The organism is Wolbachia endosymbiont of Pentalonia nigronervosa, from assembly GCF_014534705.1.
Classification (GTDB): Bacteria; Pseudomonadota; Alphaproteobacteria; order Rickettsiales; family Anaplasmataceae; genus Wolbachia.
The window spans coordinates 1-23582 of sequence record NZ_JACVWV010000006.1 but is presented as its reverse complement, the minus strand read 5'-3'; the positions used below and the strand labels follow the sequence as shown (position 1 = coordinate 23582).

17 protein-coding genes, 1 tRNA gene and 2 pseudogenes are annotated in these 23582 nt (G+C 34.0%); 13 read left to right on the top strand and 7 right to left on the bottom strand.

Annotated features, from left to right (window positions below; translation table 11 throughout):
- Positions 1-22: 22 nt before the first annotated feature.
- Positions 23-1381: a hypothetical protein gene (locus IC220_RS01510; protein WP_188152839.1), complete on the bottom strand. Its 1359-nt coding sequence runs from the start codon at positions 1379-1381 to the stop codon at positions 23-25.
- Between the two features lie 116 nt (positions 1382-1497).
- Positions 1498-2010, bottom strand: coding sequence for a hypothetical protein (locus IC220_RS01505; protein WP_188152838.1), 513 nt, complete (start codon positions 2008-2010; stop codon positions 1498-1500).
- Positions 2011-2263: 253 nt separating this feature from the next.
- Between IC220_RS01505 and IC220_RS01500 the strand changes: the two are divergent.
- Positions 2264-3178, top strand: a pseudogene (locus tag IC220_RS01500) (integrase core domain-containing protein).
- On the opposite strand, the gene IC220_RS01495 reads toward IC220_RS01500, so the two are convergent.
- The gene (locus tag IC220_RS01495) at positions 3123-3551 is read right to left on the bottom strand and encodes an IS4/Tn5 family transposase DNA-binding protein (protein WP_223158729.1); all 429 of its coding nucleotides are present in this window, start codon (positions 3549-3551) and stop codon (positions 3123-3125) included. The pseudogene IC220_RS01500 and the gene IC220_RS01495 overlap by 56 nt on opposite strands.
- A gap of 106 nt (positions 3552-3657) precedes the next feature.
- Here IC220_RS01495 and IC220_RS08175 point away from each other — a divergent pair.
- Together IC220_RS08175 and IC220_RS01485 are read left to right on the top strand one after the other, a co-directional pair.
- Positions 3658-3999, top strand: a pseudogene (locus IC220_RS08175) (IS982 family transposase); the annotation flags it as partial.
- 383 nt (positions 4000-4382) lie between these two features.
- Entirely contained in the window at positions 4383-5027 is a 645-nt protein-coding gene (locus tag IC220_RS01485) for an alpha/beta hydrolase (protein WP_188152836.1), read from the top strand.
- Between the two features lie 91 nt (positions 5028-5118).
- Here the strand turns inward: IC220_RS01485 and tilS are convergent, their stop codons facing one another.
- On the bottom strand, positions 5119-6423 hold the full coding sequence (gene tilS / locus IC220_RS01480; protein WP_188152835.1) for a tRNA lysidine(34) synthetase TilS: 1305 nt from the start codon (positions 6421-6423) through the stop codon (positions 5119-5121).
- Between the two features lie 73 nt (positions 6424-6496).
- Entirely contained in the window at positions 6497-6976 is a 480-nt protein-coding gene (locus IC220_RS01475; RefSeq protein ID WP_188152834.1) for an OmpA family protein, read from the bottom strand.
- A gap of 234 nt (positions 6977-7210) precedes the next feature.
- Between IC220_RS01475 and IC220_RS01470 the strand changes: the two genes are divergently transcribed.
- From IC220_RS01470 to IC220_RS01460, 3 genes are all read left to right on the top strand, one after another.
- Positions 7211-8623: a gluzincin family metallopeptidase gene (locus IC220_RS01470; protein ID WP_188152833.1), complete on the top strand. Its 1413-nt coding sequence runs from the start codon at positions 7211-7213 to the stop codon at positions 8621-8623.
- Positions 8624-8627: 4 nt separating this feature from the next.
- On the top strand, positions 8628-9704 hold the full coding sequence (locus IC220_RS01465) for a rod shape-determining protein (protein WP_188152832.1): 1077 nt from the start codon (positions 8628-8630) through the stop codon (positions 9702-9704).
- Between the two features lie 63 nt (positions 9705-9767).
- Positions 9768-10814: an NAD(P)/FAD-dependent oxidoreductase gene (locus IC220_RS01460; RefSeq protein ID WP_188152831.1), complete on the top strand. Its 1047-nt coding sequence runs from the start codon at positions 9768-9770 to the stop codon at positions 10812-10814.
- A 15-nt stretch (positions 10815-10829) separates the two neighbouring features.
- Here the strand turns inward: IC220_RS01460 and priA are convergent, their stop codons facing one another.
- Positions 10830-12782: a replication restart helicase PriA gene (priA, locus tag IC220_RS01455; protein ID WP_188152830.1), complete on the bottom strand. Its 1953-nt coding sequence runs from the start codon at positions 12780-12782 to the stop codon at positions 10830-10832.
- A 173-nt stretch (positions 12783-12955) separates the two neighbouring features.
- Between priA and IC220_RS01450 the strand changes: the two genes are divergently transcribed.
- From IC220_RS01450 to IC220_RS01435, 4 genes are all read left to right on the top strand, one after another.
- The gene (locus tag IC220_RS01450) at positions 12956-14440 is read left to right on the top strand and encodes a hypothetical protein (RefSeq protein WP_188152829.1); all 1485 of its coding nucleotides are present in this window, start codon (positions 12956-12958) and stop codon (positions 14438-14440) included.
- On the top strand, positions 14441-15163 hold the full coding sequence (locus IC220_RS01445) for a riboflavin synthase (protein ID WP_188152828.1): 723 nt from the start codon (positions 14441-14443) through the stop codon (positions 15161-15163).
- 50 nt (positions 15164-15213) lie between these two features.
- On the top strand, positions 15214-15765 hold the full coding sequence (locus IC220_RS01440) for a CvpA family protein (protein ID WP_188152827.1): 552 nt from the start codon (positions 15214-15216) through the stop codon (positions 15763-15765).
- A gap of 286 nt (positions 15766-16051) precedes the next feature.
- The gene (locus tag IC220_RS01435; protein ID WP_410543320.1) at positions 16052-18772 is read left to right on the top strand and encodes a 2-oxoglutarate dehydrogenase E1 component; all 2721 of its coding nucleotides are present in this window, start codon (positions 16052-16054) and stop codon (positions 18770-18772) included.
- Positions 18773-18961: 189 nt separating this feature from the next.
- Here IC220_RS01435 and IC220_RS01430 read toward each other — a convergent pair whose 3' ends face one another.
- On the bottom strand, positions 18962-20125 hold the full coding sequence (locus IC220_RS01430) for a cysteine desulfurase family protein (RefSeq protein WP_188152826.1): 1164 nt from the start codon (positions 20123-20125) through the stop codon (positions 18962-18964).
- A 178-nt stretch (positions 20126-20303) separates the two neighbouring features.
- On the opposite strand from IC220_RS01430, the gene IC220_RS01425 reads away from it, so the two are divergent.
- The 3 genes from IC220_RS01425 (at position 20304) to IC220_RS01415 (ending at position 23259) form a co-directional block, all read left to right on the top strand.
- Positions 20304-21005, top strand: coding sequence for an alpha/beta hydrolase (locus IC220_RS01425; protein ID WP_188152825.1), 702 nt, complete (start codon positions 20304-20306; stop codon positions 21003-21005).
- Positions 21006-21286: 281 nt separating this feature from the next.
- Entirely contained in the window at positions 21287-23026 is a 1740-nt protein-coding gene (gene recJ / locus IC220_RS01420; RefSeq protein ID WP_188152852.1) for a single-stranded-DNA-specific exonuclease RecJ, read from the top strand.
- A 156-nt stretch (positions 23027-23182) separates the two neighbouring features.
- Positions 23183-23259, top strand: a tRNA-Arg gene (locus IC220_RS01415).
- Positions 23260-23582 lie beyond the last annotated feature (323 nt).

Sequence of the window (23582 nt, the reverse complement as noted above, 5' to 3'; positions counted from 1 at the left end):
ATTAGTATAGAGACCTTCTGCTTTACATTAAACTATGATCATCCATAAGAATAGAAGCTTCATCGTCCTGCATCTTATTGTGACCAAGAGAAGAAAAAGGATCTTTATTCTGTGTATCACTGTGATCAGGAAAATAAGCTACCTGTTTTTTAGCAGGAATTTTTAGTTTTATTGGATCCTCAGCAGTCCACAGAGCTTCTTCCAATGCTTTAATACAACTTTGGCACTGTGCTTTATAATAATCTGTATCACAACTGTTTTCTACTGCTTTACCATCATTTGTAAAGTTACTATTAATATACTCTTTGCAGGTAAAATAGTTTTGATCTGTCATCTTACCATCTCTACTTATGATTTTTTGTGTAGAGTGGTCATAAAGTATTATTGGTTCTACTAACTTTATGTATATTTCTTTCGGTTTTTCTTTAGCGTAAATTTCACTACTAATAAGATTAGGACACTCTGTTTCAGAAAAGAAGTTATGAGAATATATTGTACTCCCATTGCTACCAGCAGTATAACACGTACTATGAGCCTTAGCACCATTATGCTCCCATGTACAAGCTTTATCATTATCATTATTCTGACATTGCCTACACCACATGTCACTAGCCTTTGCCCACGTATAATCAATATTATCACCTACAATAGCAAGCTTAAAATTGCCTGCCATCACAGGACTAGTTGCATTTTCTAATTTCTCTTTGAGAGCAGGATTTTCATAAAAATTAGGAAACCACTTTTTGAGTATACAAGCTGTATTAAAACCATAGCGACCTACATGGCCATAGCTTTGGTAATAACCCGCATAGTACCCACATTCTTTATTGGGGTCAGCATGGGTTGCAGTTATTTCTTTAGCAATAACTGTGTACGGCTCTCCATCATCTTGGCATCCCGTGTGATCGTCTGGGTGAGGTTTTGGATTAGGATTGTGATCATGGTTTGAATCAGGATAAGGCTTTTGATCGTGGTTTGTATCAGGACAAGGTTTTCGATTAGGTTGGCATCCCGTGTGATCATCTGGGTGAGGTTTTGAGTTGTGATCATGGTTTGTGTCAGGACAAGGTTTTCGATTAGGTTGGCATCCCGTGTGATCGTCTGGGTAAGGTTTTGAGTTGTGATCATGGTTTGAATTAGAACAAGGTAGGCAAGGTTTTTGATCAGGAGTAACGTCTGACCTTGCCCAATTATTTAAAGATTCACCACAATTAGGTTTTGAATAAATAGCTGGCCTATTCAGATTACTACTACTTGCAGACTTATCATAACAACACTGTTGGCTATTAGCAAAAAGATTAAGCACTAACGTATCACCGGTGATAAATGGCCAATGATGTTCAGTACCATATTGATATGGATAAGAAAAATTATACGACATAAAATACCTCTATCATAAATAATTGGAAAATTTTACTGGTAGACAGAGATGCATATTGCACATCTCTGTAATGTTTATTATTACATTACATGATATTTAGCAGGTGTAACTCCTTCTCACTCACCAAAAGGAAAAGAATACGCAGATGGTTTTTTATCTCCAGCACATGTGTATCTTAAAAAATAATTTACTGCTTTTAAACAAGCGCTGCATGATTCACTATCTTCACATTTATCTGTAACTTTACCACCTGAAATTATAAAACCATTTGATACTTTTTTTAGCTTTTTCATGCATTCTTTTTGTTTGTAATTGCTATCTGCTTTTGTAATAGCATGAACAAGGTTACCATCTTTATTAACTTCTATTGTAAGTTTTGACCTATCAATAGTAGGGTTTTTAGGTTTAGATGTAGGTTTTGATTGTGGACAGCAAAGATTAAGTACTAGATTATTGTCAGCATGATGGTGATGCCATAAGTTAGAAATACAAGGTGTATATGTAGGTGCATAATGTGCATGATAGTTAGGAAAATAAGATGCTTGTGGAATAATATAGTGTGCGTTCGGTGCATAAGCTGGACAACAAGATGTATGTACATGTGATTGTGAGAAGAAATTGCAAGTCATAGTAATCTCCTAAAACAGTAGTAGTCTCCTAAAATAACTATTATAAAATATAATGGTTAATAAATTAATAATTTAGATTGATTTATAGTATTTTCGATTAAACAACCATTACAAGGTGAAGTGTTAAATTTCAATCAATTTGAAATTGATCGTTATCATGAACTGGCTCGCCTTCCTGTATTGATATATATATTCTTTTAACTCCAGTTGCGGACTAGGTATACAGTCCCAGAGAGTGATGGTATAATAAAATATGAGAAAAAAATACCATCAAAGGAGGAATTATCAAGTATTACATGGGTGCGCCAGAACAACAGAGGCGGTGTGTAGAGCAATACAAAATAGTCAAGAGAGCATAGCAAAACTTTCTGAACGCTATCCCGAAAACTATTGTAAAATGGAAAAAACGTTCATTCACTAAAGATGTGAATATGGGACCAAAGCAGCCAAGATCAACGGTTTTAACCAAAGAGGAAGAGTATAATTGTTGCATTTCCACTTCTTCCTTTGGACGACTGTCTTTATTCTTTGCAGGCCACAATTCCTCCGGTCTAGTTTGCATCGCTGTTTACAAAGAAACTGCATTAGCAGGTTGCCAGAAATTGAAGGAGAGGTAAAAGCCAAAAAGAAATTTAAGCAATATCCAATCGCATATTGATATTGCTGAAGTTAGAACAGAAGAAGGAAAATTACAGCTGTTTGTTGCTATAGATCAAATTTGCCTATGTTGAGCTTCATAACAGCGCCACAAAGGCCATAGCTGCAGAATTTTTGCGTAAAGATTTTGCCCTATAAAATCCATACTATTTTGACTGATAACGGCATACAATTAAGAACGTCATATTTCAGCACATATTTGACCGAGCTTGTGAGAAAAATAACATTGCTGACTAAAATCGGCCATCCTTGGACAAATGGGCAAGTTGAACGTATGAATAAAACACTAAAGAATGCTACAGTTAAGAAATACTACTATAAATCACATCAACAACTTAAAGAGCATCTTTATAGCTTCGTTATGGCCTACAATTATGCAAAACTCCTCAAGACTCTTAAGGGTTTTACCCCTTATGAATTTATATGTGATCAGTGGACAAAATTTCCTGATTTATTTATACTTCCATCATACTCTGGGACTGTACATCTAAACATAATCCAGCGGTTGTAACTGCTAAGCTCGGATGCAAATAAAATCCATGACTTTTTTCTGTGCCTAAATATCCCATCCCGCTAATAGTTCGTCTGCCACTAAAATCAATCTCTGTGGTATCTTGTGGTATTAATACAATATTTTCTTGCTTAATTCTTTCCAGAGTAGATGCTCTATGAGAAGATAGTACAGCATCGTGTGTTACGTTATCATTATTTAAGAATCTGTATGCTGCTATTGTTTCTTTCCAACTTTTACAAGCCATAGGAATACTATGATTTGGTGCATTAGATAATGAATTTAATATGTCCATACACCTTCCGTTTAAACGTTTATCACCAAAATTAACTCCTTGCACTTCTTCAACTATCCAATCATTAATTTTTTTCATATTGTTTACTTGTTTCTGTTATTTTTCTATTAATAGAATAACATCGAAAAACTTATGTATAAAGATATGAGGGGCTGGCGGGGAAGTTCCGCTGGTCTACTCTCCCATGAAAAAGAGTATAACAGAATTATTTTGCCTAATCGACGATTTTGCAATGCAGTCGACAAAAATTTCGCAGAAAAATCGCTACCAAGTGGCAAAAAGCCTACCCGTACGCCAGGAATGAAGCACTCAGAGATCTTGACTATCATTCTGCTTTATCACCAATCGCCGTGTAAAAATTTCAAATTTTTCTACCTATTTCACCTAAAATTATTGTATAAAATCCGAATTTCCAAAATTGCCTTCATATGACAGATTTATTGCGCTAAAATCCAGGATTTTATGGTATTTAGCGCTCTTGCTGCAGTGGTTTTGCGAACAGGCAAAGATGACAGGAATTTCATATAAGGTATGAAGAGTGCACTCATTTCGCTAAAAGAGAAGATTTTATTGCAGAAAAGATGAGACGGTTTTTAGATGTTTGAAAAATAGGCTGGCATACCAGACATAGATCTCCTGCTGGTGCATATTTTTTCAACACTTATTTCATACTGCATGAAGCGAAAAAAGCCCTCTATTTCTCAGTTTTACTGCCATGGTTAATTCATAGTTGGTTTTTTTACTTATTTGGTGAACCTTTTATCACATTTTCTTCATCTTGTCACCATGATTTGCAGCAGGTCCTTTATGCTAATTTCACAAGAAGTCTACTTTCTGATGGCAAATTTGTATAAGATTTTACAAACTTAAAATTCAGTGCTAGAGTTACGTATATTAAAAGGAAAAGAAATGATTGAAATTAATGGTCCAGAAGTTTGTGAAGGTGGAAATAAAAACAATTTGATTGTTTTTCTACATGGCTGGGGTTCAAGTGGTGATAACTTTATTCACCTTGCTAAAGTTATGAGTAAATCTTTGCCTGAGTCACATTTTGTAGCACCTAATGCTCCTTTTAATAGGGAAATGGGTGATGGTTATCAATGGTTCAGTCTAGAAGACCGTAGTGAAAAAGCGTTATATAATGGAGTAAAAAATGCTGCATTAATTGTAAATAAATTTATTGATGCAAAACTAAAAGAATTGAATTTAAAAGATGCACAACTCTCTCTAGTTGGATTTTCTCAGGGAGCAATGCTCGCAATACATACATCTTTAACTCGTATACAACCTTGTGCATCGGTTGTTGCGTATTCAGGTAGGTTTATTGCACCGTCACGAGTTGCATCGGAGATAAAATCAAAACCTGCTATATGCGTCATTCATGGAGATGCTGATGATGTTGTGCCTTTTTCATCTCTTGACTTAGCAGTTGAAGCCTTAAAGGAAAATGGAATAAATGCTGAGGGACATCCTATTCATTTGCTAGGGCATATGATTAATGATGAGGGAATAAAATTGGGAGTAGAGTTCATAAAAAGAAACTTTGCAAATTAAATCCTTATTTACATAAGTCACATGGCCACCTTATGAAAAAATTTGGAGTTGAATATGATATAAAACAGTGTACTCCTCACTTATTATTTCCTTAATTTTGCAAGGAATGCATACCTTCATCTAATAAATGGTTAATCAAATTTTCTCTTATTGTGCAGCTAATAATATACTTTGCTACATCATTAGTGTTATGATGCATGTAAGGATATGTCAGTATTTTTTCATCCTTGTGTACTATAGGTAAAGAATATAAAACCTCAGAACAACAGCAGTATTTCCTCAAAGATTCAGGGATTTTTTGTGTCTTCTTTAATGGAGCAATAGTTACTTGGCACTTGTCACTTCCAAGTATTGTACAACTAAACCTATTGTCCCATTGTATAGGTTTATTGTCAGGTAAATTTACATATACTGCTGCTATCTTTGATGATTCTCTGATGATTAAGATGTTTTCTTCGTATTTCTTTATTTTACATCCAGAAAAAGTGTGGTTGATATCACAATCTTTATCCAATATTTTTTTAAATATGAAAGTCAGATTATTATATCGTGGTTTATAATGTTTATTTCCAATCACCATAATGGAATAAAGAAAAACTCTTAGAGCTATTTCCTCTGGTATTTTATAAAATTCATCAAGTTTGATTTCAATATAGCCGAGATCATGTATATTAACGCAATTATCAAAAGCAAGTCTTGTATAGTACATTAACGCTTGTACAGCCCTTTTCATGTGAAGAACAGAAAGACATATTCGTTGCGTTAAAATGTCTTGGTTATCACTTGCATTAAGTAAGTTACGATACAAAGTGCGTTTATATTTCACATTTTGATTGCTTCTATCTTCAACCCACTTTAGTTGATAAAACTTTGCATACTTCTCAATATCACCACGGCTAAAATCTAATAACGGTCTTAGTATACAAACACCGTGAGAAAAAGACTTATAGTCCATGGATGATAGCCCATCTATGCCGCTACCGCGTTCTAATCTCAGCAGAAATGTTTCCGCTTGATCATCTCTATGATGAGCAACAAATAGATATTCAATATTATTATTTGTGCACCATTTTGTTAGTAATCTATATCGTGCTTTTCTTGCTTGGGATTGAATATTGCCTGCAATACTTTGCCTTTCCCAATTTAATATAAATGACTCTACTCCAAGTTGCTTTACATATCTTGAAACAAAATTAGCCTCTTCCTGAGATTCTGGACGTAATCTATGGTCTACTATTAATGCCGTAGGAAATGGAAAATTATTTTTCCTTGTCCAATTAATTATCAAATGCAGCAAAACTATACTATCTATTCCACCAGATACTGCAACTGCTACCTTATTGCCACAAACAGCAAAATTGTCAATTATACTTTGAAATAGTAACTCTAACTTCATTCATAAGAATACTTAAAAAGTAACAACCCTAAGCTTTATTTCTAAAAACCTAAGGTTATTAGCTTGAAAAAAATTACTTTTTGATCCCAGAGAACGAAAATTCCACTCTACGGTTTTTAGCATGCTCTTTTTCATACTTCGAATTTTTAGAGTTATCTTTAACTTGAACTAAAGGTTCCGTTTCTCCTTTAGAAGCAGTTTTAATCCTCTTTTCCAAATACGGTGTGCAATTAACCATAAACTTTTTAGCTGAATCCGCTCTTTTAGTACCTAAAGCAAGATTATACTCGTGGGGACCACGATTGTCAGTATGACCTGTTAAAACAACTTGCGCGTCAGGATTATCTTGTAATATTGCTATCACATCTAATAAGATATCTGCACTTGCTTCAGTAATATTAAATTCATCATAACCAAAGAAAATTCTTTTATCACCTACTTGCTTAACTGCAGGACTTGCTTTATTTGTAGTTTGCATTCCTTTTTTTGGGCAAGAACTTATACCAGTAATCAAAAAACAAAAACAAAACATTATAACCAGCCTACTCCACATTACTAAACCTCCTAAAATTTAATTAAATAGTGCTCCATTGTTAGCTAATAATCTCTGATATTTTTATATAGTCAAGAGAAATAAAATGCTAATTCTATGACTTTATAATTAATTTTCCGATAAAATGCTAGACTTTATGTGCAAAAATTTACAAAAGATACATTTTCTATTGTAAATTCAATAAATATGCTTTTAACTGTACTGTGAAATATAAAAAGGATATACCTTATAGTAATGAATAAACATGAGCCTTATGAATTTTTAGAAGAAGTATCACATAAGATAAATAGTATCGAGAATACACTAAAAGTGCTAAATCAGAGCACATTGAGTATAGGGGATAAAATTGAACAAATGGGTCTTCTTGAGGAGATTAGATATGAGATCATCTCCCACGATTTGATAAAAGAATCACTAATAAAAGCTTCCAATAAAAAAAATAGTTGGCAGTTAAAGCTAATAGAAAACGTACATAAGAGCTATAGTGTTCTTCCACTTAATTTAGTCAAAGCTCTCTCCAAAGCTAAAATTGAGTGTTTTAGTTTATGGAAACTATCTCATTCTGAAGCTAGTAACTTAAAAAAGTTAAAAGAGTGCTTTACTGATTTAACTAAACTTATTTGTGAGGTTGCTTCTATAAGATCGCAGCAGTTGAAATGTTCAAAATACGATTCAGTGCTCGCTGTTGACATGACAGAAAAAGATATAAAGGAGATATTTCCTAAAATAGGTAGCTTTTTTAGTCAAAATATTGATAAAATCACCGAAAAACAGAGTAAACAGAAAATTATCAATGTACAAAATGTTTCTGTTGAAAAGCAAGCTAAGCTTAACTCAGCATGCTTGCAGCATGTGGAAATTAATATGGATGAAATTTGCGCATATTATAATCCATCTATAGACTACGATGAATCTAATTTCTGTTGCAGTTTATTTTCGCTTCTACGATGCAGTAGCAATGTAATTTATCAAAAACACTTATCGCAAAGTGGCCAAATTGCAATAGGAATTGTAAATGAAACACAAAAATTACTTATAGAAAAAGTACTTGGAACATCCAGGGAATTTATCACATTTCTTCAGCCACATATAAAAGAAAAATTTGCCATAAAGGCCAGAGATAAGGCAAAAGCTAGCAGTATTGAAAATTTGTACTTGATTTTCAATAAAGTGAACCTATCTTCCTCTTTTAAGAAAGCAGATGAATTGACTTTATTAGCTCATATTATGTTGAGAACCAAACTGGAGCAAGATCTAATAGATGGTAGATTAGAGGTAAAAGATCTACATGATGCTTGGTTGGAAGGTATGAAGCATTATAAAATTCCGGTTAAAGCCAAGAATGAACTTGAAACCTATTTTCAGGATGAATACTGGGCAAGTGGTATCATGGGTTATTTTCCTATGAAAATGGTAGCACTTATTGCTGCTGTGCAGATCTTTTCTTTCATTAAACAGAACAATTCCGAATTTTTAAGCGCTGTGGGAAAAGGAGATTTTAGTTTATTTATTAATTGGCTTGCTGAAAATGTGTATAATGCAAGATGCAGTATTTTTGAAATACTAAAGAAAGTGACAGGTCAGAACTTAGATACTGAATGTTACACTAATTATTTGTCTGAAAAATATAATTTATTTGATGAGTAGATATATGAAATTTATTTGCAAATTGATTAAAAAGCCTTGCAGTTTTTTTGCTGTAAAAAGTTTACTTGCTAGCGATATTGCCATAGACTTAGGTACTGCAAATACTCTGGTTTATCAAAAAAATCAGGGTATAGTATTGGATGAGCCTTCAGTTGTTGCTAGAGTAAAAGAAAAAGGAAGTTATGTGCCATATGCCTTTGGCAAGAGAGCTAAGATGATGCTAGGAAAAACTCCTGGAGAAATAGAGGCTATAAGACCTTTAAAAGATGGAGTTATTGCTGATTTCCAAAGTGCAGAAGAAATGATAAAACACTTTATACGCAGTGCTAATACGAGATTTACTATTAACAAGCCTAACATTATTATATGTGTTCCGTCTGGTTCTACTCCAGTTGAAAGGCGGGCCATACAAGATGCAGCGGAAAGTGCAGGTGCAAACGAAGTGTTTCTTATTGAAGAACCAATGGCTGCAGCTATCGGAGCCGGGCTTCCAGTAACCGAAGCAGAAGGTTCTATGATTGTTGATATAGGTGGTGGTACCACTGAAGTTGCAGTGATTTCCTTGGGTGGAATTGTATATTCACGTTCTGCGAGAGTAGGAGGTGATGTTATGGACGAAGCAATAAGGTCATATATCCGTGAAAACCATAAGCTACTCATAGGAGAAGCAACAGCTGAGAAAATTAAAAAGAGCATAGGTTCAGCTTATATTGCAGAAGAAAGTGATAAAGAAAATATGATGATTAAGGGAAGAGACTTAGTAAGTGGCATGCCAAAAGAAATGCTTTTATCAGGACATCAAGTGGCAGAAAGTTTAGCAGAACCTGTAAATCAGATAATCTCTGCGATTAAAATGGCATTAGAGAGCACTCCTCCTGAGCTTTCTTCTGATATAGTGGATAGAGGAATAGTCTTATCTGGCGGTGGTGGATTATTGCGTAACTTAGGAAAAATAATCAGCGAGACAACAAAACTTCCCGTACGCGTTGCTGCTGACCCGCTATGCTGTGTTGCTTTAGGTAGTGGCAAAGTGCTTGAAAACATGGATGATTTTGGGCACATTTTATTTAAACAGGATTGAAGAAAAGGTTATAATAAAGATTTGTAAGACACTCTTTTGCTGGTAAATCTTGAGAGTAAAAATATGGAAACTGATATAGTAATAATAGGTGCAGGACCCATTGGAATATTCACTGCCTTCCAGGCGGGTATGCTGAATATGAAATGTCACATAATAGATATTCTAAATCAAGCGGGGGGGCAATGTACTGCGCTTTATCCAGAAAAACCAATATACGATATACCCGGTTACCCTGTCATTACTGCTCAAAGACTCATTGAACAACTTGTAGCACAAGCTTCCCCATTTGAACCAGTTTATCACTTTGGTCAAAAAGTAGAGAAGATTTTGAATAATAGACCTACAGAAATCGAGTATCAAGAGGAGTTTAACAATGGTAAAGATCTTGCTGTGATAACTAGCAATGGCACAAAGATAAAATGTAAAGCTGTTATCATTGCTGCAGGCAATGGAATATTTGAACCCAATCGTCCACCTTTAGATGGTATATTAGAATATGAAAATAAATCTGTGTTTTATAGTGTAAGTAAAATTTCTCATTTTAAAGATAAAACTGTAGTCATTGCAGGAGGTGGTGATTCTGCAGTCGATTGGGCAATAGAGCTTTCCAAGGTAACAAAGAAAATTTATGTTATACATAGAAGAAAAGAATTTCGCTGTGCTCCAGAAACTAGAAATAAACTAGACTTATTGCTAAACACTGGAAAAATAGAGGTAGTAGTGCCATATCAATTAGATAGTCTAGTTGGAAATAACGGGCAACTAAAAGCAGTAATAACTAAACATATTACAACCAAAGAAGAAAAAGAAATACCATCCGATTTCCTACTGCCATTTTTTGGTTTAGCAATGAATCTTGGTCCAATTAGTGATTGGAATATACAACTAGAGCATCATCGCATAGCTGTTGATCCTGCAACTTTAAAAACCAGTAGGGATAGAGTATATGCGATTGGTGACATAGCCACCTATCCAGGTAAATTAAAGTTAATATTGAATGGCTTTGCTGAAAGTGCCATGGCTTGTTACAATATATACGAAGTAATTTATAACTCTCCAGTCAATTTTCAATACTCAACTGCAAAAGGAGTTCATGGTAAAAGTAATTAATAGATTTACTATTTCCTAAAAAAAGCTTACAGGATCAACATCCACTGTCACGGTTATGGTTGACATTAAGTGACATTTTTTCATCCAATCCTTAAAATTCTTTTGCACAAATAAACTATTCTTATTGTGTATCTTTAGTAATACTCTATACCTATACTTGTTATTTAAAAAGCTTATAGCTGCTGGTGATGGACCAAAAATTTCTAGCTCTTCACAGCACGGAATGTTCTTTACTACTTCACTTGCTGCCTTTTGCGTTGCAATTTGATTTTTTCCAGAGATAATAAGCGCTATCAATCTGCTAAATGGTGGCATTCTGGCCTTGCGTCTTGATTCAAGCTCAATTTCATAAAATAGATCCCGCTTTTGATGCTGTAGCGCTTTGATGATGGCACTTTCAGGGTTATTGGTTTGCACTATTACCGTTCCTTTCTCATTGAATCTTCCCGATCTACCAGAAACTTGATGTAGTAATTGATATGTCTTTTCTGCCGCTCTTAAATCAGAATTCTCTAAACTTAAATCTGCATTTATTACTCCAACTAAAGTTAATTTAGGAAAATTATGTCCCTTAGCAATTATTTGTGTACCAATTATAATGTTCACTTCTTCTTTTAATACTAAATCAATAATGTTATTAACCGATTTTTGATCACTGCTGATAATTGCAGTTTTTGCATTTGGTATTAATTGAACCATTTCTTCAAGCAGTTTTTCAATTCCTATACCATAAAGAAATAACGATCCCTCACTTGTGCAATTAGTACATTTTTTTTGCAGTGTTAATTGATAAGAGCAATGGTGACAGAGGAGTAAGTTTTTTTTCTTGTGATATGTGAGCCAAACAGCACAATGCAAGCAGGAAATTTTGTATCCACACTTTTTGCATACTGCCAGTTGCGCATATCCTCGGCGGTTTAAAAAAAGCATTACCTGCTGTTTTTTTTCTATAGTCTGTTTAATACATTCAAAAAGCTCAGTTGAAATCCATTGTCTGCTATTTCTCATATCCACAACTTTGATTTCTGGCAACTCTGCATTACCAAACCGTTTAGTCAATTTTACATGATTGTAGTTGTTGCGTTTGATGTGATAAACAGTTTCAAGTAGTGGAGTTGCTGATGATAAAATAATCGGTATATTCTCAATTTTTGCTAAAATTATAGCCATGTCTCTAGCATTGTATATAATTCCCTGTTCCTGCTTAAAAGATGAATCATGTTCTTCATCGAGAATAACTAATTTTAAATTTTTATAAGGCAAAAAAAGTGCCGACCTTGCTCCTATAATCACTTGCGCACTGCCATGTGCTATACTCAGCCAGTTATTTCGACGAGTTTTTTCAGTAAGACCAGAATGCCACTCTGTTATATCGCTAGATATTCGTGAACGAATACGATTTACTAGTTGCGATGTTAAAACGATTTCAGGTAGAAGTATAAGAACCTGAGCATCATTTTCGTTTTTGATCAATTCTGTAATCACAGAGAGGTACACTTCCGTTTTGCCAGAACCTGTTTCTCCATCAAGTACAGTCACTGAATACCTGCCCAAATCTCTGATTATTCTATCACTTGCTGCCTGCTGTTCATTATTTAATTGACAATTTATTTCACTTACCTTCTTTTCTTGTTTTGTGTGAGTCAACTTGTCTAGGTTATTTACCTTCAGCACCCCACCCATTATCACTTTCGCAAGCATACCAATTGGGATCAAATTATAATGTGAAATCCACTCTGCAAATGTCTTTAACTTTTGCCTAACACTTGGTAAATCTATCCTTTGTTCAATAGATTTCAGCTCTCGATCAATTTTCTTGCTGTATTGCCAAACTATACCTATCAGACGCTTGTTGCCAAACGGTACTATAACATAATCTCCAATTGAAATTTCCACATTTTCTTCCACTGTATATGAAAATAACTGGTTGATCGGTAGTGCTAACAATACATTAATTACTTTTGTCATGGTCCATTGAGTTTATCATTGTTTTGGTAACAGGGCCACCTCATGAAAAAAACTGAGAGAGGATATGGTCTAAAATAGAAGATTCTCATTGCGTAATCGCTTAGAGGAATATTAATTTGTTGACTAATTAATTTAATTAATTTATTAATTATTATATATTAATCATATTTACTATGCCTAGTAGCAATAAAAAAGAATATAAAATAAAAGATTTACCTGCCTTCTTTGATGGTATATCCGAAAAAATCAGCGAAGTGTTCTCTGATGAAGCAATTAAGATTAGCACTATTTGTTCCAAAAACATTGGCAACGAAAAACAAGAATTTTCTTTTAAGCTTGTGCTTTTAAATGAAGGTCAACACGGTGCAGTTCGAACCAAAATACGCTCTTTGGTTAAATTCTTTAAAATATGTTTAAAAGAATTAACTAAAGAATACAAAGAACTTATTGAAGAATATGAAAAATTAACCGAGAAATATAAAATATCACAAAAAGACAGAGAATTAATCAAGGAGTATAAGGTATTAAAAAGAGACAAAAAATTAATCGAGAAGTATACAGAATTCATTGAAAAACACAAAGAATCAATTAAGAGATATATAGAATTCATGAAAGAATATAAAAAATTAACTAAGAAATATAATATATCAAAAAAAGACAAAGAATTAATCGAGAAGTATATCAAGCATGATATCACCATATATCAATTTAATGGACCTCCTTCGGAATCGATAAAACGCATTCCAGTTGCAGCTATTTCACGGGGAATAACAATAAAACTACAAGTGGATGTTAACGATATGAATTTGGATAACTTGAACAAAATGGTATCGTTTTTAGATGAAAAATTACATTCGGCAACTGAAACTCATTCAACAACACCTGTAAATGAGGGAGCTCTAACTGATACCCAAGTTAATGCAAGTACTGTGCAAAGAAATGTAGATGCTATCTTAGATTCTAAAGCCAATAAGAAGAAATTAACAGAAGCTGAGCTGCACATAATGCAAGCAGAAAATGATGCTAGAATAGCTCTCATCAGTATAGATTTTGATCCACAAGAAGAGACATTAGATGCAATATTTATTGAAATTGTCCGTGGATACACAACACAGTACGAGAAATGGGTCAAGGAACAGGCTGAGGAACAGACCAAGGAACCAATTGAGGAAGTGTTCAATAGTATATTTGATTCAGTATTTGATATTGTTTACTTGCAAGATAAAACATTAGATAAAATAAAAGAACCAAATGAAAAGAAATTAGAATTACTAAAGAAGTTGGGAGCTACTGATGAAGCGCCGGGAGACGAAAAATATTTTCAGACAGCAGTGTATAACAAGTACGAGAAATTGCATAACCCTACACAACCTGAATCTGATCGTCCATTCAAATCACCATTAAGAAATATATTTTCTTCAAAAGACACTTATTTCTATTTATTTGCAACAACAATATCTACATCAGCTCTTTGCCTATTGCACTTTACTGCATTAGGGAAATCAGTTATGTCAGAAGAAAGTACTGGATTAATATTAAATACAGCACTACTCATATTAATAGCTATGTGTATTATAGGTCTAGCTTACGTTGCATATTCTGAATATACTGTAGAATCTGTTGAGCAGGTAGGTACAAGTAATTTACAAGAAAGGTAGATGTTTAAAGGAATAATCACAAATATCGGGACCATAATTAATACCAATCCTGATCAAATTTTTTATATCAAAACAGAAAGTAGACCTCTTTCGAAACCGATTTGTGGTAAGAAATTTTTAGGAGAAGAGCAAGCGAGCACCGCAGAATACTTGGATGTATTTGAGGAGCGTAGATCAGCTTCGACAACAAAATTGCCATCAGAAATTGAGTTTCAAAAGAGGTCTAGTCTATCTTCTATAAATATGGGAGATTCTATTGCTTGTGCTGGTGTATGTTTGACTATCGTTGATATAATTGATGATGTGTTCGCAGCTCAAGTGTCCAAGGAAACTTTGAAAGTCACAAATTTAAATACGTGGAAAATAGGTACAAAAATAAACTTAGAGCAAGCCACTAAGCTTAATGATAGAATTGATGGACATTTAGTGCAGGGTCATATTGATGGAATAGTAAGGATTTTAATGATCAATCAAAACTTGAGTTCTCATGAAATAAAGCTGTTATGTCCACATGAATTAACTAAATTTATAGCAAAAAAAGGCTCTGTAACTCTAGACGGGGTTTCCCTCACTGTAAATTCAATTATTAATCAAGAATTCACAGTTAATATAATTCCCTACACATGGAAAAATACAACTTTTCAGTACAGTAAAGTTAATGATTTTCTTAACCTTGAAGTTGATATTATTGCTAGATATTTAGATCGACTGTTGCAGAATTAATTTTACAATTTATAATTATCATATCTCAAAAATCATATGGGTGTAAAAATATGCTTTTCGACAGTCTAGTTATTTTTATTGTTGTTTTATGCACAATAATCTCCGTAATGCGAGGATTTATAAAAGAAATATGTGCATTAATGTTGTTACTTTTATCAATCTTTCTCACGGTAAATCATTACGATTTTTTCACTGTAAATTATAGTAAATATCTTGATTCTAAAGTTACAATTAATATATTATCTACAATTTCTGTATTCATTATACTGAACCTTGTGTTTATGATAATAAATAACTGGATAATGTACATATTGTCACCAGTAAGGTTAGGTTTTATGGATAGAGCTACTGGTATGTTTCTTGGTGCATTGAAAGGAATAATGTTCTCTTATGTGCTATTTTTTGCTGTGTATTTATATTGCCATGTAACATCAGATGAAGATAAAACAGAAGAAGTGCTACCTATTTGGATAATAAATTCACATTCTTATCAGGTTTTATTTTCCACAGCAGAGGAGACCATTGATGCATATGTACCAGAGCAACTGATATTAAAAATAAAAGAGATTGGCCAAGAAATAAACGTAGATAAAAAAGATTAGCCAATGCTCTGCGTTTTATACAGAACAAGGGCAAAGTATAACCCTTATTGTTTTGTTGCATATCTCTCAAAAAAAACAACATACTAAATCCTTATCACCACTTTTTGGGACCATGCACCTGCGGTACTTTCCTTATAAATAAAGAGGTCTATTGAAACTTTTTTTATAGGTTAAAGTTAGAGGAAATTTGCTCAGCAGCCAACAAAACTATGTAGGTAAAGTGAAAAATTAAAGGAGTTATTTTTTTTAATTTGCGCTATACTTGTATGTATTTTATGCCTAATGTATGACTAATTTGAAAAACAACTCCTGTCTTTATAGCGAAAACGTAGAATTTATTGAGGAAATATATCAACAGTACCTTCAAGATGATAAATCAATAGGGGAAGATTGGTATGGAATTTTCTCGGGTGATGTAGAGAATAACAACACAGCGACTTCTTGTAATACACAAAGTATAAAGGCAGATAATTTAATTGCAGAATTAGCAAATTTCTTCAGATCTTATGGACACTTTTTTGCAGATTTAAATCCTTTATCATCAAGTGAAAATCAACCAATAGATTACAAAAAATATTCTGACCTACAAGATATAGATTTAAACAAATCAATAGATCTTAATGGGCTGTTTAATAAAGGAGAAGTAACTGTTGGTGAGTTTATTTCTACACTAAAGGGAATCTATTGCAAGAATATCGGCTTTGAATTTATGCATATTTCTTCTTACGAGGAAAGAGCATGGCTACAAGATAAAATTGAAAACCAGAACTATAAACTCAGCTCACAAAATAAAAAAGAAATATTGCAGCATTTAATTGAATCTGAAATGTTTGAGCAATTTCTCCATATGAAGTTTCCTGGATATAAGCGTTTTTCCATAGAGGGAGGGGAATCAACTATTGTTGCAATTGAAAAGATCATTAATGATTCTGTTTCTTTTGGTATTGAAGAAATAGTGCTTGGCATGGCTCATCGTGGTCGTCTGAACGTTTTAACTAAAGTTGTAGGAAAAGAATACTCTGCAATGCTGTCTGAATTTCAGGGTAATCTTGCATACCCAGCTGACCTTGATGTTTCTGGTGATGTAAAATATCACCTCGGTTATTCTGCTGATAGAATACTTTCTGATGGTAAAAAAGTGCATTTGAGTCTGTGTTATAATCCATCTCACCTAGAAGCAGTAAATCCAGTGTTAGCAGGAAGAGTGCGGGCAAAGCAACATAAAAAGTCTGTGCTTGGAATATCGATACATGGTGATGCCGCTTTTATTGGTCAAGGAGTTGTTGCTGAAACCTTATCCTTTAGCAATATTGAGGGTTATAAGGTAGGCGGAATTTTGCATATAGTAATTAATAATCAAGTTGGATTTACGGCTAATCCTTGTTGTGCAAGGTCTTCTTTTTATTGCACTGATATAGCTAAATCCATAGAAGCTCCAGTGTTTCATGTTAATGGAGATAATTCAGAAGCTGTAAGTTTTGCTGCGAGCCTGGCAATGGAGTATAGACAGAAGTTCAAAAAGGATGTGGTAATTGATATAGTATGCTACAGAAAATATGGTCATAATGAAGGTGATGAACCTAATTTTACTCAGCCATTGATGTACAAATTGATATCACAACACAAAACTCCAGGAAAGTTATATGAAGAAAAATTGATTGAAGATGGAATAGTGAATAAGGATGAAATAAGCAGGCTACGTAATGAATTTAGAGCGAAGTTAGATAAAAGTCTTGCTGAGTCAGTAAATTTCGTTCCTAAACAAGCTGATTGGTTTGGTGGAATATGGTCTAAATTAAGAAGAGCAAAGTTAAATGATCTTAATGAGTATTACACAGATTCTGGTGTTTCAAAGGATGCATTAAAGAAATTAGGTGTACACATAAATAGCAATATTCCTGATAATTTTAACATCAATAATAAGGTGAAAAAAATACTTGATAGTAGATTAGAAAGTATTAATTCGGAGAGTAACATTGATTGGGCAACAGCTGAAAGTCTTGCGTTTGGATCACTATTAACTGAAGGGATAGAAGTGCGTTTATCAGGTCAAGATTCTGGGAGAGGAACTTTTTCACAGCGTCACGCAAGACTCATTGATCAAATAACGGGGGAGACATTTATTCCATTAAATAATATCAATGAAAAACAAGCTTATTTTGAAGTCATAGATAGTTCTTTATCAGAATATGCAGTGATGGGTTTTGAGTATGGTTACAGTTTAGATTCTCCATATTCACTAGTACTTTGGGAAGGGCAATTTGGTGATTTTGCAAATGGTGCTCAGATTATGATTGATCAGTTTATTTCATCTGCAGAAACAAAATGGTTGCGTTCAAGTGGGTTAGTTTTGTTGTTACCTCATGGTTATGAAGGTCAGGGACCTGAACACAGCTCTGCTCGTATAGAACGGTTCTTGCAACTGTGTGCAGAAGATAACATGCAGGTAGTTAATTGTTCTACTCCGGCAAACTATTTTCATGCTTTACGTAGGCAGATCCATAGGGATTTTCGCAAGCCTCTGGTGGTATTTACACCAAAATCTTTATTGCGTCATAAAAAAGCAGTTTCTGATTTATCTGACTTTGAGGGAAAATTTCTTGCAGTGATTCCAGAGTATAGAAAAGGTTTAGTTTCAGACAATAAAATACGCAAAGTTGTGATATGTAGTGGCAAAGTCTACTATGACATATGCGAATCTCAGAAGGCGGATGATATAGCTGTAATACGGCTTGAGCAATTTTATCCGTTTCCAGCTGATAAACTTGCTTATGAACTAAATAAATACAAAAATGCAGAAGTGATATGGTGCCAAGAAGAGCCAAAAAATATGGGAGGATGGTTCTTTGTTAATGTGTTAATAGAAGAGGTGCTATCTAGCTTAGATATTCAAGCTAAAAGACCTAAATGCGTCTCAAGACCTGCATCTGCATCTCCTGCATGTGGTTATGCCAATATTCATGCTAAGCAACAACAGGAAATTCTTAATATAACTCATATGAATTAAATTGAGAAAGATTGAAAGCAAAGTAATGGAAAAATGGCAATAAAGAAATAGAGCTCTTTCGAAACCGATTTATGGTAAGAGGAGAAGTGCAGGCAAGCACCGTAGAATACTTGGATGTATTTGAGGAGCGTAGCTCAGCTTCGGCAACAAAATTGCCGTCAGAAATAGGTTTTGCAAGAGGTCTGTTGCCTATTTCCTCTGGGGTTTATGCAGCTCTCCAAAATCGGAATTTACAGCTTTTTGATTATATATACTATACCAACAATTTATTATTTTTTTTATATCTTCGCATTTGGTTTCCCAACCTATACTAATTCTAATTGAGCACTCTGCTTGCTCTTTTGTAGCTCCCATAGCAAGTAATACATAAGAAGGTTCAATCTTTCCAGAAGAACATGCAGATCCATTACTAACAGCAATGTTGTTTAAATCAAAATTCATAAGCTGCACGTCATTTTTCACTCCTGGCATATAGATGCAGCTAGTGTTTGGCAATCTCTCAGAGTTTTTGCCAAATATGTTAGTAAGATTTGGTAGTTCATGTTCTAATTGGTCGCGTAAAACTTCTATTTCCTTCATTTTTACCAAGAGTTCTGGAATATTGTGCAGTGCTGCAGAGAGACCCGCAATTGCAACGATGTTCTCTGTACCTCCACGCAGTCCTTTTTCTTGTCCCCCACCAAAAATTATTGGCTTTATTGCCAATTTCTTGTCAAATATTAGTACCCCACTACCTACCATGCCACCAAATTTGTGAGCAGATAAGGTTAATAAATCCACTCCCAGGTCTTCCATATTTACATTAATTTTTCCAACACTTTGAGCAGCGTCAGTATGACATACTGCACCAAATTTATGGACTATTTCGGTTATTCTCTTGATTGGTTGTATTACTCCAGTTTCGTTATTTGCCATCATTATTGAAACTAGTATTTTGTTCCCTTGAAGTTTATTTAGGATTTTTTCTAACTCTACAAGATCAACAACTCCGTTTTTATTGACAGGTATTATGTGTGGGTTACGTGCAGAATTAAGAATAGAGGGATGTTCTATTGCTGAAATGACGTGCTGATATTCTTTCATTCCTGCTATAACAAGATTATTTGCTTCAGTTGCAGAAGAAGTAAAAACTATCTCTTTATCGTCCGGCACACCAATAAAACTGCGTACATTATCTCTTGCATCTTGGAGAACTTTTCTTGCTTCTTGACCCCTCCTGTGCAGCGAAGATGGATTAAATGTTTGCAGTGACAGGACTTTCAGTATGCTTTCTTTTACGTTTTTACCAATCGGAGTAGTTGCATTATAATCAGCATACACATAACTACTACCTTTGCTTCTGTCACTCAACATACTTTTTATTATTTAGGAGATTACCGTTATCACATTGTAACTTTGCAAGAATCAAAATGGTAAAATATATTGCGGGTACAGTCAAATTAATATATAATTAATATATACAACATATACGGATTTTATAAGTCACGTTGTATGCCATTTGTAAAGCAAATTTTTAATTAGGGGATAAAACATGGTAGAAGTTTTTTTGAATAATACAACGGAGAAAATAGAAGGTGAGTATCATCAAAGTAAAGATGTAAATGCACCAGTTGCACTAGTTTTACATCATCACCCACAATATGGCGGAAATATGACCCACAAGATGGTACACAATACATATACTGCTTTTGTTAATAATAACTTTTCTGTGTTGAAGATTAATTTTCGTGGTGTAGGAAAATCAACAGGTACTTTTGATAAAGGCATAGGAGAATTAATTGATGCTGCAGTGGCAATTGACTGGCTTCAGGAGCATAACTCTAGCAATGTTCCAATCTGGATTGCAGGTTTTTCTTTTGGAGCGTGGATAGCTATGCAATTAACAATGCGTCGTCCAGAAATAGTGGGTTTTGTAGCTATTTCTCCTCCAGCAACTACTTATGATTTCTCATTTCTCTCACCCTGTCCAGTTCCTGGTCTTATAATACAAGGTGATAATGATACTCTTTCAGAGGAAGATGACATAGCATGTTTAATTACAAGAGTAACAAATTCAATAAGAAGTAAATATATGCAATATTATATAGTGGGTGATACTAATCATTTCTTACGAAATAAAGAGGAAGAAGCAATGCAAATTATAGATGATTATATTAAGTTGCGTTTAAATAATACTTCTTATCAAAATAGTTATAGTAATGTAATATCTAAGAAAATACAGGAGTATGCTTAAATTTTTTTTGGTAAGAAAATGAAAAAAGGTTTCATTATGTTTCAAAAGTCATTATTTTTTATTTTAGTTGCCCTTATGTTGTCAGGGTGTTTTCTGAATAAGCCACGCAGATTAAAAAGTCCGTGTATAAGAAGCAATGAAAGTACTTCATGTGAGTTATCACCTGTTAACGATCACTGGTTAAGCAAGTATAAAACCAATTAAAGTTTCTGCTTAAAAAATTTAGATTATAGTCCATTGGGTTTTTTTATGATACAATCTGTATGCATGAAAATAAAAATATGCTACTAGACATTGAAAAGCACAGCGTAGCAAATGCATCTTGGCAGTTACAAGAAGCAAATCAAAGAGAGGTGTTAACTCTTATGCAAAGATTTGACTTGCCAGAGATATTAGCAAGGATATTAGTTACTCGTGGTATTAATGTAGAAAGTGTAAACAATTTTCTATATCCACTGCTTAGGTTATCATTACCTGATCCTTTTCATTTGCTTGATATGGATAAAGCTGTTGCTCGTATAATAAAAACAATAAATAACAGGGAAAATATTGCTATATTCGGTGATTATGATGTTGATGGTGCAACATCATCATCCTTGATTAGCAGATATTTTACAGAAATTGGCATACATTCTACGATTTATATTCCAGACCGTATTGATGAAGGCTATGGACTCAATACGGATGCTTTGTTACAACTAAAAAGAAAAGGGACAGACCTCTGTATTTCTGTTGATTGTGGTACGCTTGCATATCAACCAATAGAGGATGCAAAAAACTTTGATCTTGATATTATAGTTATTGACCATCACATCGGCACAGAGAAATTGCCTAGTGCTATAGCAATTGTTAATCCAAATCGTCTTGATGAAAATTCCCCCTACAATAATCTTGCTGCAGTTGGGGTATCGTTTCTGCTTATTGTTGCTCTCAATAAAAACTTGCGTGAACAGGGATTTTTTGCCAATAAAAATGAACCAGATTTATTTGATCTACTAGATCTAGTTGCCCTTGGAACCGTATGTGATGTGATGCAGATTACTGGCTTGAATAGAGCATTTGTTTCACAAGGATTAAAGGTGATGTCGACGAGAAAAAATGTTGGCTTACGTGTTTTATTTGATGCTTTGGGGATACTAGAAAAACCAAGCGTTTCTCGATTAGGATTCAGCATAGGACCATGTATAAATGCTGGAGGACGAATAGGGGAGGCATCATTAGGGGCAAGATTACTTTCTACAAGCAGTGAAGAAGAAGCACATACAATTGCACTAAAATTAATAAACTTAAATAATGCAAGGAAAACGTTGGAAAATGAAGCTCTAGCGGAAGCTATAACGCAGGCTGAGAAATCTGTTAAATCAAACGCAAAGTTTATTATGGTGAGCAGCAATTGGCACCAGGGCATAATTGGTATTATTGCATCAAGATTGAAGGAGCAATTTCATTTGCCAACAATAGTGATATCTTTGAGTAATGGGATAGGGAAAGCGAGTTGTAGGTCAATTTCTGGGGTTGATATTGGTGCAGCAGTACTTTCTGCAAAATTTATGAATTTGATTATTGAAGGTGGTGGCCATAGCATGGCAGCAGGATTTTCTGTTGAAGAGCATAAAATAAATGACTTATATGATTTTTTTACCGAGAGATTTGCAGATTCCATCAACGAAAAAACTTTAAAAATTGATGGGATAATTACAGTTAAGTCAATAAATTTATCTTTGTGGAATCAATTACAACGCTTAGAACCATTCGGAGTTGGCAATCCAGAGCCGAGATTTATTATTCATGGAGTAAGAATAACAAAACCAGAAATTATAGGTACGGATCATATAAAGTGCTTTATCACTGATGAAAATGCTATGGTAAGGGCTATTGCTTTTCGTTCTGCAGGCACTAAACTTGGTCTTGCTATTATGCAGAATAATATTAAGGCCATTGCAGGTAAGATTTCTATGAATTATTGGAATGGAAAAGAATTTATACAGTTTTTGATAGAAGATGCTCTAACCATAAGTTGATAAGGTGTGAATAGCCACACTGTGCTAGATAGCTGACAGGCACGAATGATAGTCCTTTGCTTAATAACTCGAATATGGTAAGATTAGGGATTACATTATATATTTGCTATTTTTATAGGTAAAAATTGCAGATTTAATTCCATAGAGAGAAAATACGGGACTATAGCTCAGCAGGATAGAGCGCTGGACTCCTAATCCGGAGGTCGTGCGTTCAAATCGCACTAGTCCCACCATGTTAAAACTAGCTCCGCGCGGCTTTACTACTGAGATATGGGTTTTGTAAGAGGTCTATTGTTGTTAATAAAAAGTCACAGGGCTTTTATGAGTAATATCGAATTGGAAAATAAAGAACTAATCATTAGAAGATGTCTTGAAAAGAAATGAAAAGATAAATATACTAAAGCAAATGTAGAATTAAGAGGTAAAAAAATGTATCCAAGTGACATAAGTGACAAAGAATGGGAAATACTAGAGCCATACGTTGCACAAGGGGCAATAGGAAGGCCAAGAAAACACGATATTAGAGCGATTATTAATGCAATAAGATATATAATGA